Origin of the sequence: Geotalea sp. SG265, assembly GCF_022808985.1 — a bacterium.
Classification (GTDB): Bacteria; Desulfobacterota; Desulfuromonadia; order Geobacterales; family Geobacteraceae; genus Geotalea.
Window position 1 is genome coordinate 1 of sequence record NZ_JAKZFT010000030.1, and the last position, 14,486, is coordinate 14,486.

At 51.0% G+C, this 14,486-nt stretch carries 14 protein-coding genes; all 14 read left to right on the forward strand.

What is annotated here, in order from left to right:
• The first annotated feature begins 751 nt into the window (after positions 1-751).
• Entirely contained in the window at positions 752-1,633 is an 882-nt protein-coding gene (locus ML541_RS18620; RefSeq protein ID WP_243375516.1) for a zincin-like metallopeptidase domain-containing protein, read from the forward strand.
• 137 nt (positions 1,634-1,770) lie between these two features.
• Positions 1,771-2,130 carry a hypothetical protein gene (locus ML541_RS18625; RefSeq protein WP_243375518.1) on the forward strand — a complete coding sequence of 120 codons (360 nt, stop codon included), beginning with the start codon at positions 1,771-1,773 and terminating at the stop codon, positions 2,128-2,130.
• 40 nt (positions 2,131-2,170) lie between these two features.
• Entirely contained in the window at positions 2,171-2,671 is a 501-nt protein-coding gene (radC, locus tag ML541_RS18630; RefSeq protein WP_243375519.1) for a DNA repair protein RadC, read from the forward strand.
• 349 nt (positions 2,672-3,020) lie between these two features.
• Positions 3,021-4,109, forward strand: coding sequence for a site-specific integrase (locus ML541_RS18635; protein WP_243375522.1), 1,089 nt, complete (start codon positions 3,021-3,023; stop codon positions 4,107-4,109).
• Between the two features lie 602 nt (positions 4,110-4,711).
• Positions 4,712-5,935 (forward strand): NapC/NirT family cytochrome c, encoded by a 1,224-nt coding sequence (locus ML541_RS18640; RefSeq protein ID WP_243375525.1) that lies wholly within the window; start codon positions 4,712-4,714, stop codon positions 5,933-5,935.
• Positions 5,936-6,151: 216 nt separating this feature from the next.
• Positions 6,152-6,877, forward strand: coding sequence for a transporter (locus tag ML541_RS18645; RefSeq protein ID WP_243375528.1), 726 nt, complete (start codon positions 6,152-6,154; stop codon positions 6,875-6,877).
• A 1-nt stretch (position 6,878) separates the two neighbouring features.
• Entirely contained in the window at positions 6,879-7,682 is an 804-nt protein-coding gene (locus tag ML541_RS18650; RefSeq protein WP_243375533.1) for a hypothetical protein, read from the forward strand.
• Between the two features lie 126 nt (positions 7,683-7,808).
• The gene (locus tag ML541_RS18655; protein ID WP_243375535.1) at positions 7,809-8,354 is read left to right on the forward strand and encodes a hypothetical protein; all 546 of its coding nucleotides are present in this window, start codon (positions 7,809-7,811) and stop codon (positions 8,352-8,354) included.
• On the forward strand, positions 8,288-9,067 hold the full coding sequence (locus ML541_RS18660) for an APC family permease (protein WP_243375538.1): 780 nt from the start codon (positions 8,288-8,290) through the stop codon (positions 9,065-9,067). The genes ML541_RS18655 and ML541_RS18660 overlap by 67 nt, the downstream gene beginning before the upstream one ends.
• Positions 9,068-9,175: 108 nt before the next feature.
• Entirely contained in the window at positions 9,176-10,198 is a 1,023-nt protein-coding gene (locus ML541_RS18665; RefSeq protein ID WP_243375541.1) for a YncE family protein, read from the forward strand.
• Complete coding sequence (locus ML541_RS18670; protein WP_243375543.1) at positions 10,195-10,656, forward strand: chromate resistance protein ChrB domain-containing protein; 462 nt, start codon at positions 10,195-10,197, stop codon at positions 10,654-10,656. Before ML541_RS18665 ends, ML541_RS18670 begins: the two co-directional genes overlap by 4 nt.
• 24 nt (positions 10,657-10,680) lie before the next feature.
• Entirely contained in the window at positions 10,681-11,949 is a 1,269-nt protein-coding gene (locus ML541_RS18675) for an MFS transporter (RefSeq protein WP_243375545.1), read from the forward strand.
• Between the two features lie 101 nt (positions 11,950-12,050).
• Positions 12,051-13,103: an extracellular solute-binding protein gene (locus ML541_RS18680; RefSeq protein ID WP_243375547.1), complete on the forward strand. Its 1,053-nt coding sequence runs from the start codon at positions 12,051-12,053 to the stop codon at positions 13,101-13,103.
• A gap of 12 nt (positions 13,104-13,115) precedes the next feature.
• Positions 13,116-14,486: ABC transporter permease subunit (locus ML541_RS18685; RefSeq protein WP_243375550.1), on the forward strand; the 1,371-nt coding region annotated here is incomplete at its 3' end.

Sequence of the window (14,486 nt, forward strand, 5' to 3'; positions counted from 1 at the left end):
AGTAAAATGGCTGTAGGACATGGTGGGTTCCTTTCCGTAGTGAGTGTTGGTCGCGCTTCACACACTACCAGAAAACCATCATGTCCTGCTTTTTTATCACGTGGTGCACTTACGAATAGAATCTACCACATCAACGAAGGTATCACGTGAAGTACCAGGGCAAATTACAGGAATCACAGAAGCCAAGACCATTAGCATTTCAAACTATGGGTATCCGACCATAACCAAAACCGACATGACCGCTTGGACCGCAATTTGGCAGTCAAATTTAAATGTCAAGTTTCAGCGCCTTAATACCTATGATGATGCAGCAGCTACCATCGCAAACCGTGATGCTACCATAGTTATCAAGTCTGATGGTTCGTTGTCTGGTTGGGGACTCAACACCTACGGCATACTTGGTTCGGGATCATCAATCCCACCATTGAATCCTGTACTTGTAAACGGAATATAGGATATTTATCAAGCAATAACCCTAAGGGCAATTCAAAATTATATAATCAGACGGATGAACAGAGTGTATTATTGAAATGTAGCATGAGTTATTAGGAACCCCAGGGGTCAAAAAAGGCATGGTCAACACTGATCATGCCTTTTCTATTTGGAAAGGAGGTGATCCACCAAGAGAAGCAAGCTACCCATCATCCCACCTGTAACAACTCACCAACAACCTAAACCTCAATAACATCAACCGATGCGAATATCACCGTAAAGGGATAGCTGCGTCTAAAACCCCAAAGGAGGAAGAACCATGTCTATCAACGTCTACGAGGTAATCAACAACAGAATTATGGAACTACTTGAACAAGGGACAGTCCCATGGAGAAAGCCATGGAACGCAGAGAGCAACATGCCCAAGAACCTTATCAACAAGAAGCACTATCGAGGCATCAATGTATTCCTGCTGGCCTGCATGCCATATAGTTCATCTTACTGGATGACGTTTAAGCAGGTACAGGACAAGGGAGGACACGTAAAGAAAGGCGAGAAGTCAACGCCTGTAATCTTCTGGAAGTGGTTGGACAGGAATGATGCTGAGGACAATGATGCAACTACAGGCAAGATACCATTATTACGGTATTACTCGGTCTTCAACCTTGAACAATGTGAAGGGATAACAGCACCGAAGCCACTGGAGACAGTCAACGAGTTCGGTTCTATAGGCAAGGCAGAAGAGATCATTGCAAATATGCCGCTCCTACCTGAAATCAAGTACGGAGGTAATAGGGCATATTACTCACCAGCACTGGATTATGTTCAGCTACCCAGCCAGAATTCATTCGACTCAGCAGAGGAATACTACAGCACTGCGTTTCACGAGTTGACCCATGCTACTGGACATGCAAAAAGGGTAGGGCGTAAGAGCATCCTTGAGCCATCGTACTTCGGAAGCCATGAGTACAGCAAAGAGGAGTTGGTAGCCGAAATGGGAGCAGCCTTCTTATGCGGGTATTGTGGCATCGAGCAGAAAACCATCAAGAATAGTGCGGCCTATATCCAGGGGTGGCTAAAGGAGTTGAAGAACGATAGGACATTGTTGATACATGCAGCAGCACAGGCCCAGAAATCAGCCGATTACATTATCAGGCAAGGAGGTGACACCAATGTTGTAATAGATCACGAAGCAGCATAACAGCCGCATTTAAAAACACATCTTCCATCCGAAACCCACCTAACAAAAGTCCAACCGTCTACCTCAGAAGTATACAACACCTTACCAACCATCAAGCCAACCATAGCTCAACCAATTAACCAAAAGGAGGAATAACCATGAACGCTGTGACGGAACGTGTCCAGCATTTGGGCATTAAAGGGAGTAGTGCGTGCATTGTCATGACCAATACGGAAGTAGTAGAGGCAATAAGTCAGGTAGTGGATGTTACCCAGATGTCCGATGCCGAGTTATGGGAGGCAATCATACTCGTTAATCGAGAGGTTATGGATATTCGATTGGACTCAGCAGTACAGCAAGCCCTCATGCATTTGTCATTTGGAGGAAGCCAAGTTTGGTTAGCTAAGGCTGGTGGGTATCCATGCGAGAACTGCCCAGATTGCTTTATTGACAATGACGGTAGCTGCCGTAACGAGGACAGATGCACAGCATGGGGTATTTACAGCAATTTGTATTAACCACAAATCAGTAACACCAACATTTTAAGGAGGAAGCACCATGACGATTGACACCTTATTCGGAACAGAGCATGTCCCTAGTAGTCCCAAGACCATCAAGTTTAAGCAAATCAAGGCCGTCTACGAAACCCTAATCGTGAAGGAGGAAATTACCAACTACCTTAAACCCGGTACAAGATACACTGCACCACAGCAGATACATGAAACCTTCAGCTTTCTCAGGAACGAAACAAAGGAGTACTTCCTTGCTTTACACTTGGACGGGAAGAATAGGGTGGTTGCCCTGGAGATAGTCAGCATCGGCAGCCTTAACCAATCCATTGTTCACCCGAGGGAAGTATATAAGACAGCCTTATTATCAAGTGCCGCAGCAATTATTCTTGTACATAACCATCCTACAGGAGATCCGACACCCTCCAGGGAAGACATCGAGATTACAAGGAGGTTAAAGGAAGCAGGAGAACTAATAGGAATTAAGGTTTTGGACCATATCATTGTTGGCGAGAGGTACATTTCATTTGTAGAAGGAGGATTATTATGAAGTGCGAATACTGCGGAAGACGAATATTGGAGGGAGAGACAGCACATGGTATCAGGTACGGGACAATAGACCCTTTAAACGATGCATTTCTACCAGCAAGGGATTCAGCCTATACCGTGATATGCTCCACGTGCGGAACCAAGGTATACAACTTAGTCTACATGTCACTACGCAACGCTCCTACGAAGCCTACCTACCTTAATACCTTCAAGAAAGCCAGCTAACCAACCTGCGGTAACCATCAGCCCTAACAAAACCAACTAACACAACAAACCAACATAACCAAGTCAGGTACAGAGGGCCATCAGGCTCTTTTTTTGTGCCTGGAATATGGAAAGGAGCGTCTATCATGACAGTTTATAAACGTGGAGCTAAAGGTGTGTTTTACATGGACTTTGTTGTAAAGGGAGAACGAGTTTATAAGTCTACAGAACGATTTACCAAAAGAGAAGCAGTTCTTATAGAAGCAACTGAAAAGAAACGACTGATGGAAGAGGCCACACTATCGCCAAAAGAGAAATCATCCCGGCTAAAATTAAGTGAAGCAATAAAGGTGGTTTTTGATGAGAGGTGGAAGGACAATAAGGATGGCAACAAATCCCAGCGCAATGCAGAACGTCTCATTGACCATGTTGGTGATATTCCAATTGGCAGGATAGATGAGGAAGTCTTTCGCAAGCTCGTCAAGAAGTTGGAAACGACAGGAATCGAACCAGCTACAATTAACAGATATCTTGCGAGCTTAAAGACCCTACTGCGGCATCATGGACAACGATGGGAGCATATTAAGCTAAAGAAGGAGAGAAAAGGACGAATCAGAGTCCTATCCGATGAAGAAGAAGTGGCTGCTATTCAGCTGCTACGTGAGACGATCCATCCACCAAAGAGAGCATATTTTAAAGAAATAGCTGATCTAGCAGAGGTCTTGGTTGATACTGGCATGCGTTTAAGTGAAGCCATTAACCTAAATTATCTTGATGTCAATTTCAGAACCAATCTTATTTCCATATGGTTCAACAAAGGAGATAGACCCAGAAGTGTTCCAATGACAAGTCGGGTAAAGGCGATATTAAAAGCTCGCAAGGCAGGAAATCCCGTTAAGCCTTTTAGTGTGGACATACACCAAGCAGATCATGCATGGGACTGGGTACGTAAGACCATGGGACTTCAGAATGATAAGGAGTTCGTGCTACATGCTCTCCGTCATACGTGCGCAAGTAGATTGGTTAATCGAGATATTGACCTGTACGTTGTGAAGGAGTGGTTGGGGCATAGCAGTATTCAGGTTACAGAGAAATATGCTCATCTTTCTCCTAGTAAATTAAAGGAGGCAGCTTCCTCTTTGGAGCCAGAAAAGGTACTTCCGGTTGACGTGAATATTGACGGGAGTCATGATAAATCTAGCTATAGGAGGAAGTACTTGCATGCAGTTAAGTAGCTGATATTAGGTGCAAGTATATAGTGGCGTAAGTGATGCTACCCACTTAAAATCCCTCGATCGCAAGGTCGTGCCGGTTCGACCCCGGCTCCGGCACCACGTAAATCAAGGGCTTATAGCGATATAAGCCCTTTTCTTTTCATCTTTTTGCTGTCCTGTTGACGATTTTTCCCCTCTAAATAAATCAAGCACTTAACTGTTTTCAGCGGTTGTTAGCGGTTGTTGACGATCAACAAAACGTCAACAATCTAATGGCATCCCTCAATGCACTCCGCGATTTCCGGCCTGCCGTCGGCCTGGATCTACGCACCCTGCCCACGGCTTTCTTGTACTGGATAAAATCGGGTTCGGTAACAGCAAGGCCCTTTTTTCATGCCCATTTTTCACCAGCGTCTAAAGGTTGACAAAGGAATATAGCTAGGTGAGATTCTGCTCCCGTTGCGCCGCAACCGTAAGCTCGTATCAATCGGCCTTCTACAGAAAAGCTGCTGGCTGGAGTTTACGACGGAACGGCGAATTAGACATAAAAGAGTTTTTCGATAACATTAAACCAATTAAAACATTACTCGCTCAAATATATTCAAATGGGAAAGGAGTGCCGGATGAGAACAGGAATGGATGTGTTGCTCTGCGGAATACTGATCAGCTGTGCCCTTCCAGGCGTTGTTCTTGCAGAAGGGATGACATTCCCTGAGGGAACAGCAACACCTGCGGAAACATGCGGCGGATGCCACGAGGCCATCTACCGCGAATTTGCCTTTGGTTTTGGCAGTGATATCCATTTCAAACCTACGACCATACCCACCAAGCCAGGTGAAAAGATTGTCATGCCAGCTAAAGTATCCGAGACAGCAACAGCCCATGCCTTTGCTGGTGTGGAACCATATCCGATCCATGCCAGGGAGGCTGAAGAGGAAGGCAAGTCGTGCAACGTCTGCCATTTCCCTGAACCCTTTGCCATTCCGGATATGAATACCATTGAGATGGTCAAGCCCAAAGCCCGGCCTAAGGGCCAGGAAGCTGGCGGCCTTACCTGTGCCAGTTGCCATCTGACCCCCGAGGGTAAAATCAGAGGCCCATACAGCGTCAATGGCCCACACGAGACAGTAGCCGATCCTGCTATTCAAACCTCTGCCATGTGTGCCTACTGCCATAGTATGGGCAAACGAGTGGCGGGCAAGCAGACCCAGACCTTCCTCGAATGGCGGGAGGATTTCAACAAGCCGGGCCTTGGCAAGCAGCATTGCCAGGACTGTCATATGCCCAGGACAATTCGAAAAATTGCCGAGAATTCCGACAAGCCGGAGCGAGCCGTAGCCCGCCATCTCTGGACAGGAGGAAGGTCACAGCAGCGACTTGCAAGCGCCCTAAGCCTGGCAATAACGCAGCCAGAGGAAGGGAAGTCTGGTCTTGGTTTCCATCTTATCAATATAGGAGCAGGGCACTCCGTGCCGACCGGCTCAAACCGCAGGGCAATTTACCTGGTTGCCGAGGTTAAGGATAAAAAGGGCAAAAAAGTTGCGGCCAAAGAGTGGATGTTTGCTCCCTGGTACGGCCCACGTCCCGACGACAAGGCATTCCTGGAAGAGGATAAGAAACGACCAGATGCAAAAGCTGCCATGCAGGCAGATGCTCAAGGGCCACATGAGCCGATCATTTGTGCTGGCGAAGAACGCACTCTTGCTTGGTCACCAGGACTCAAACCAGGTGAATATACCGTCAAAACTCGCCTGATCTACGACCTCAACCGGTACAATGCCCGGTCCTTCACCGAAGACCAAACCGAGATCAACAGCACCACCCTCAACTTTAAAGTCAAGAAGTAACATCTAGTAACCTTGTTAAGATTTGCGGAGAGGGACCTGATAGCGGCAGGTCCTTTTTTTTGCAGGGACTTCCGGAGCCTTCTTGGCACCCCAGCCTGCTTTTTTATCTACTAGTGATAAGATTTCTTAGGGGCGGAACGAGCTGACGTTACATCGATGGTTTCAATCAACAGAGTAGTGCTGCAAAGTCATCAAACCATGCGCCTTATCCTCATAATGTCGCTATTAATAGCTTTTACGGGGCCTGCACTGGCCGGCCCCCCGCTCCTTACCGATGACACCGGTACTCCCGGCGACAAACATTGGGAGATCAACGTTGCCTATACCCTTGACAAGCGCCATGCGGAAGCCACCCATCAGACTCCCGTCCTTGATATCAACTATGGTGTAGGCGAAGCCGTTCAGTTGAAATACGAGGCCCCCTGGATAATCTTTCATGAGAGTGAAGGTGGAACAAAATCCGGGCTCGGCAACTCGCTTGTCGGGGTGAAATGGCGATTCCTCGACGAAAAACGGGATGGCGTATCGGTCTCCGTCTATCCGCAGTACGAGTTCAACAACCCCACCTCCTCTGCCGACCGCGGCATCGTCGAGGAGGGAACTGTCCTACGCCTGCCGGTGGAGGTCTCAAAGAAGTGGGGCCTATTCTGGAGCAACGCAGAGGTGGGGTATGGAGTCCACCAACACGGGGATGATGAATGGGTTTATGGAGTGATCGTAGGATATGACCTGCATGACAACCTGACGCTCCTGGTGGAAATTCACGGAGGGTCGGCGAAAGAATTCAGGAAGCACGAGGTTGTCTTCAATCTCGGCACCCAATGGGATTTCAGCAAGAGATATGGACTGCTCGCGTCGGCAGGGAGGAGTTTTCGTAGCGCAGCAACTGATGATCCGAATCTGCTCCTTTATCTTGGGGTACAGATAAGGCTCGGGGAATAAGATGGCAACCCTAAGGGGTGACGATACGAAAGTCCTCGCACTTAAAACATTCCGGACTGCGTTACTGGCATTAGCAATGCTTACCGTCCTTCCCGTATGTGTTCCGGCCCAGACCGATGAGATCCAGGTCTACGATGCGGAGATCAACAAGCCGGGGGAGTTCAACCTGGTGTGGTACAACAACTACACCCCAATCGGTCGCAACGAGCCGGACTTTCCCGGTGGTGTCATACCGAACCATTCTTTGATCGGCGTGCCGGAATGGGCGGTTGGCATTACCGACTGGCTAGAGACAGGCCTGTACCTGCCGCTTTACTCGATAACAAGCGGAGAGCGGTTTCTTTTCAACGGCGGTAAAGTCCGCGCCCTCTTCGTTGTTCCCGATGCTCGGAAAAGAAATTTCATCTACGGCATCAATTTCGAGCTTTCCTACAACTTTCCCCACTGGGAGACTACCCGCTTTTCCGGCGAAATTCGGCCCATAATAGGCACCCATCTGGGGAAAATTGATATTATCCTAAACCCGATTTTCGATACTTCTTTCAATGGGTTGCATAAGGTGGAAGTGGTGCCAGCGGCAAGGGTAGCCTATAATTTTTCGGAGAAATGGGCGGCAGCACTGGAACACTACTCAGATTTCGGGACCGTCAGTCATTTTGTGAGGATGGATGAGCAACAGCAGTTATCCTTCATAGTGGGTGATTTTAACGAAGAGCCCAACAGTATCGAATTCGGGGTGGGGCATGGTTGGACCGACTCTTCTGACGATCTAATCATCAAAGTAATGCTCATGCACAAGTTTTAACGGCGGTGGCGAATGACCAGGAGTCCGGGTCTCTTGAGCCAGATCATAGGCTATAGGAATAGGGCTGGTCATATTGAAGAAGTTTGAGTAAGCCTATATCTTTTCCAAACCACGGGATAAAGGGGCATGGGACGCGATCCAAAAGCTGATGCGAAATTGGCAGTCCCGCGCACGCTCGGGATATGGGCGGCGCCATTCATCACCATCTCGATGGTGGTGGACGCCGGCATATTTGCGTCCCTCGGTCCTGCAGCGGAGAAGGCCGGCAGCGGCCTGCCGCTGGCGGTGGGATTGGCCGGCCTGATCGCGCTGGCCACAGGCATTAGTGCGGCCAAGTGCGGGGCTGTAGTGCCAATTTCCGGAGCCGGGTTTATCTGGGGGCGGACAATTGGTTTTGACCGCCTTGCCTTTGTCGGAGGCGTTGCTTTTCTGGTGAAGGAGGCCGTCGCCGACAGCGTCAACGCTCTCCTGTTGTTCACGTATGCGCAGCAACTCGCGCTGAGTTTGCCTCTTCATGTCGCCGCCGCAGCGACGGTCGTGGCTGCAACCATCATAAACTATTTCGGGCTGGGGCCAACCAAGAAGGTACTGGTCGTGGCACCCTCATGCTGCTCGTGCTGCTCGGCGTTTACCTTGGATTTATTCTCCCTGCCGCAGATATTCACCGGTTGACCCCACTGAGTGGCAATGGAGGATTCGGCATTCTCCGAGGTGCTGGGACGTTCTTCTTCGTCTTTGCGGGGTTCCAACGCGTCGCCATTGTTGCATCCGAAGTGAAAGAGCCGGAGCGGACCCTTCCGGTGGCGATCCTGGTCGGATTTCTCATTTCGGCGGTCTATTTCGTCCTGGTCGCCAATGGGACAGCCGCTTTGCTCGGCCCCAAAGGTACTGCTGCTGATCAAGTGCCACTCTTTACTGCTGCGAGCCGGACGGTTGGGCAGTGGGGCGAGTGGTTGATAGTCGCCGCTGCGCTCTTGGCAACGCTCACGACATTGACTGCCGGGATCATGGGGGCCTCACGCGTGGCGCAGGCTATGGGCGCTTATCGCGAGCTGCCTCAAAAATTCGGCCAGGGGCACGGGGAAAAGAAGACGCCGCGTTTCGGTATACTGGTTTTCGGGCTCGGTACCGCCGCCGTCACGGCGATCTTCAACCTCCGTCCCTTGCTAGATGTAGCGAACGTCTTCATCCTGTTCTGGTATAGCGTTACCAACATCGCGGCTATTAGGCTGGAGAAGGCGAAGTGGTTCGCCCCACGCGCACTCTCATGGCTCGCGCTGGCAGGAAGCATAACACTTGCATTGACGCAGCCCTGGTGGGCTATCCTGCTGGCTGGCGGTATTGGGATGCTCTCCCTGGTCTTTCGCCATTTCCTGCATCGCTAGGTATTTCGAGGATGACAGCGAGGCTGCGTCTGATGGGGGGCGATTTGTTTTGAGTGAACCAGCCGGCATTGACAGTTGTCAATATGAGGCGAGGGCAACGGGGGGTATATGTGGCGCATGAGATTAACATGGGGAATCGTAGGAGCCATACTTACGGCGCTGTTTGCCACTTGCCCGGCCTTTGGGGAAGAAACAGCTCCCCAAAACGTCCGCCACCTGGCAACCATCAAACTTCCAGGAAAAGGCTATGTGGATTATCTGATCGTGAATCCGGGGGGGCAAGTCTATGCTGGCTACGCCTCCCAAAACAGCCTTGTTGTAATCGATACCGAAAAGAGAAAAGTTACCAGAACCATAGGCAACTTAAAGGATGTTCGGAGCGTCGCATTGGTGCCGGAGTTGAACCTCGGGTTTACGAGCAACAGGGGCGACAACAACATTGGTGTCATTGATTTGAAGTCTCTTCGCCTCATTCGCAAAATCCACAATGGAACCGGCCCCGACGCAATCATCTATAACACGGCAGATCGGCTCGTTTACGTGGCAAATCACGAAGGTCGCAGCGCCACCTTTATCGATCCATCTGCTGAAACTATCAAGGCAGTCGTTCCGCTTGGGGGCCTGGCGGAATATGCTCAGGCTGATCCAGCAACGGGATTGGTGTACCAAAACCTTCAGGACCGAAATGAAATCGCCGTCATTGATCCGAAGAAGATGGCAGTTGTTGCTCGATTCAAAACAGCCCCTGGAACGGAGCCGACCGGCCTTGCCCTTGATGCTGCCAACCACCGGCTATTCTGTGCCTGTGGCAACGACAAGCTTGTTGTGATCAATGCAGAAAACGGCGAGGCTGTAGCAGCGCTGCCGATTGGTTCAGGCGTGGATTCCGTAGCTTATGATCCCCGATTGCGCCGCATCTATACGGCAAACGGAGACACCGGCACGATGACAGTTATTCGCCAGGATTCTGCGGACCATTACGAGGTCATGGAGAATGTTCCGACCCACAAAGAAGCGCATGCCCTGGCGGTGGACCTTTCAACGCATCGTATTTATGTAGTTCATGGCAATACCATTGAAGCGTATGAAGCCATCACTGAGCCGAGTGCTACACAAAAGGAGGCACGATGAAATGGATAACACGGGAACATGTGAAAGTTGACCGGGTGGCCTGCCCCTGGCTCATCAAACGGTTCATTGACAAGGATGCGGAGTTCTTCTTCGTTCCGAAAGAACAAGTAATGGCGGAAGCTGAACGACTGGGGGCAATCCCTTTTGACGTGCCCGATGTTGAACTGGGCCATCATGGCAAGGAATGTTCTTTTGAAGCTGTGCTTAAAAAGCACGGTCTGATCGATCCTGCATTCTCGCTGCTCGGCAAGATAATCAACGGAGCCGATACGGACAACACTTTGTGGAATCAGCCGGAAGGACCGGGCCTGAATGCCATTGCTGAAGGATTTCGTCATCTCGGCTATCCGGATGACCATCAGATCAACGCGGCGGAGTGGATAGTCTACGATGCCCTGTACGCCTACTGCCAGGAAATGGTGAGGCAGGGCAGGCAGGACGGCGCATTCAAGCCGTGACGCCGTAGCGTCTGACAGGCACAGATGATTCTTCATCTTCCCCAAACGCATGTCCTGCGGAGCCTGACGTTCGATGGCCGCCTGCTATTCTTCACACGCATGGCGAGGATGTTTTCTTACGGCTTCCTCGCAGTGGTGCTCCTGCTTTACCTCGACAAAATAGGGCTCTCAGCCACGAAAATCGGTGCTTTGCTTACCCTTACCCTCGTTGGCGACACCATAATTTCACTCTGGATGACTACCATAGCCGACCGAGTTGGCCGGAAGCGAATGCTTATCGTCGGAGCGGGCCTGATGGTCCTTGCCGGTGCACTGTTTGCGTTAACCACTAATTATGTGCTGCTGGTGCTTGCGGCGACCATTGGCGTCATCAGCCCCAGCGGTAATGAAGTTGGGCCATTCTTGCCCATAGAGCAAGCAGCACTTACACAAACCGTGTCGGGCCAGCAACGCACACAGGTCTTCGCCTGGTACAACCTTGGAGGTTCTTTGGCCACGGCGGTCGGGGCACTGTTTGGCGGAACCTTGGCCCATGGCTTGATCAGGCTTGGCATGACGCAGGTCGATAGCTACCGCGTCCTCGTTTTCTTGTATGCAGCAGCTGGCGTCATGCTGTGGGTGCTATTCACCCGATTAAGTAAAGCAGCGGAATCGCCTCCGACCAGCGAGCTATCATCAACTTCCCCTATTTTTTCTGCACGATTCGGGCTGCACAAATCGCTCAGGATCGTGCTCAAGCTGTCTGCTCTGTTTACCCTGGATGCCTTCGCGGGCGGCTTCATCCTGCAAAGCATAATCGCGTACTGGTTCTACCTGCGCTTCGGCGTTGAACCAGCTTTGCTTGGGAGCATTTTCTTTGGTGCGAATATCCTTGCAGGCTTCTCGGCCCTTGCTGCGGCGCAAATAGCTTCCCGCATAGGCTTAATCAGAACGATGGTCTTTACGCATCTTCCTTCCAATGTCCTCCTGATATTGGTGCCGCTTATGCCGACCCTGCCCCTGGCGATAGCGGTTCTACTGCTCCGGTTCAGTATTTCGCAGATGGATGTGCCGACGCGCCAATCGTATACCATGTCCGTAGTAAGTCACGACGAACTCTCTGCTGCTGCCGGAGTAACCGGGGTAGCCAGAACGACAGGGGCGGCATTATCCCCGCTGTTTGCCGGTTTTCTGCTCGCAAACCCGGCATTGCTGAGCGTCCCGTTTTTCCTGGCCGGAGGTTTGAAAATCCTATACGACCTGATGCTTTTGCGCAGCTTCGGAGAGCTCCGGCCACCTGAGGAAAAGGGGTAAGCTGTGTAAGCATCCGGGTAATCTACTGCCAAAGTGGTAATCTTAACTGAGAAACTGAGAAGATAGCCAGAAAATGAACACTTCCTTGAAACGGAGGAATAATGTTCAACAGAAATCTCATTGCGAAAATATCAATGATGCTTGGTGTGACGGCCCTTTTTGTTACAGGTGCCTGTAAACCACGACAACAAGAGCCACAAAAGACGGGATCTGCCCACCAAGTAACCGTGTATGTCTCCACCGACCGGGTATTTTCCGAGCCGATCCTCCTCGCTTACCAGCAGAAGACCGGCATAAAGGTCAACGCCATCTACGACACTGAGGAGACAAAAAGCACCGGCCTTGCCAACCGGCTTATCGCCGAAAAGAATAATCCCCAGGCCGATGTGTTTTGGTCGAATGAGCCAGTACGCACCCTGGTGCTGAAAAAACATGGCGTGCTCGCTCCATACAAATCACCCGAGGCCGCTGGCATCCCGGATGTCTTTAAAGATCCCGAAGGATACTGGACAGGCTTTTCGGCACGATTACGGGTCATTGTTTATAACACACGCCTGGTAAAAGCCGACGCTGCGCCCAAGTCGGTTCTCGATCTCGCTGATCCAAAATGGAGAGGGCAGGTAGCCATGGCCGATCCTCGTTTCGGCACGACCTCCTTCCATGTAGCAGCGCTTTACGCAAAGCTGGGAGATAAGCAGGCAGATGAATTTTTCCGCAAGCTGAAGGCCAATGGAGTCAAGATTGTCGCTGCAAATTCCGTTGTACGTGACATGGTGGCACGGGGCGAGGTGAAAGTTGGGATTACCGATACTGACGATGCCAGTGTGGCCCTCGAAGCAAAGGAACCCTTGGCTATGGTGCTTCCGGATGCGGTTGGTATCGGTGTTCCGGTAATGCCAAACATGCTCTCGTTGATCGCAGGTGCACCACATCCGGAAGTGGGGAAAAAGCTGATCGACTACCTTCTGTCCCCTGAGGTGGAACGGTTGCTGGCACAGTCGGAAGCGGTGCAGATCCCGCTCCGTTCGAACATTGCTCCGCCAAAGAACATGCCGAGTATTTCTTCGCTCAAACCGATGACCCTTGATTATGCCGAGGCGGCTGCCCGAGTGGAGGATGTGACTCGCCGCTTGCAGACGATACTGGGGCTTTAACGGGACGAGACGATGCGTACGGTTATGAGGAGTAAATCCGGAGGGATCACATCCAAATACATTGCTGTGGGCGCAACCATACTTCTCTTTGTCGGAATATGTCTGCTGCCGGTCATCTACATGTTTGCCTTTTCCTTTGTCGATGCCTCTGGCCACTTCAGTATTGCAAACTACCAGCGTCTTTTTATGGATGAGCGGCAGCGGGCGTTGCTCCTGAACAGCGGTATACTGGGAGCCGGGGCAACTGCAGTGGCAATGACCATCGGTATCCCTCTTGGGATCATCCTTGCTCGATCTGATATGCGGGCAAAACGTCTCATCCGACTTCTGCTTATAATACCGCTCGCAATACCATCGTTTATTCTCGCCCTTGCCTGGATTTACATTGGCGGAACTGCCGGTCTCGCGGCACAGGTTACGGGTGCCGACTTCCTTTCCCCCTTCACCTACAGTCTGACCGGCGCAATGGTTGTAATAGGTCTCAACCTGTTTCCTTTGGCCATGCTCGCGACTGAATCAGCGGCATGGCGTGTGGAAGGCCATCTCGAAGAGGCCGCTATGCTGGTGGCCACCTCCAACAGGGTCTTCTGGCGCATAACCATACCTCTGATCTCCCCCAACATTGCCGCTGCCGCTCTGATCATCTTCGTTCTTGCCATCTCGGAATTTGCGGTTCCCAGCCTGCTCCGCGTGCCGGTCTTTACCAGTGAAATCTTTACCGCGTTTGCAGCTCTCTATGAATTTGGCGCGGCGACAGCACTTGCCATTCCTCTTCTCATCATGGCTTTGGTTTCAGGTTTGGGGGTAAAGATGCTGGTCGGAGATCGCATCGTCAGCACGAGGCGCAGTTCCGGCACTCTTTTCCTCCAGTGGCATGGGCCACGGAGGTTTATCGGTATATTATGGTTGCTGGTAGTTCTTCTTGTTTCCGTCCTGCTCCCTCTGGCCGTCCTCGCTCGTGAGGCGGGGGGCATGGAGCCGGTTGTGGCGGCAATAGGCGGCTCCAGTGGAGCCATTATAAACAGCCTGTCTCTGGCTGTCGTCGGTGCTGTCCTCATCGCCTTAATTGCTGCAATGCTGGGGTACGGAGCAGCAAGATCCTCCGGGAGGATTCACGACTTTGCCGATATCGCTTTCCTCGTTACCTTTGCAGTACCGGGTACCGTTGTTGGCATCGGTCTCATCAATATCTGGAACAGACCGGGGCTGCCCAGCATAGTCTATCAGTCTCTCTTTATAATTCTGGTGGCCTATATCAGGGCATTGAAAAACCCCCGCATTGAGCAGCTATGCCCCCTCAAGGGGCCAAATAGCATAAGTTATTTGTTTGGCTTGCTAAATTTATGCTCTTTGAAACTCAATTTTGCCGGGTTAGCCAGCCAT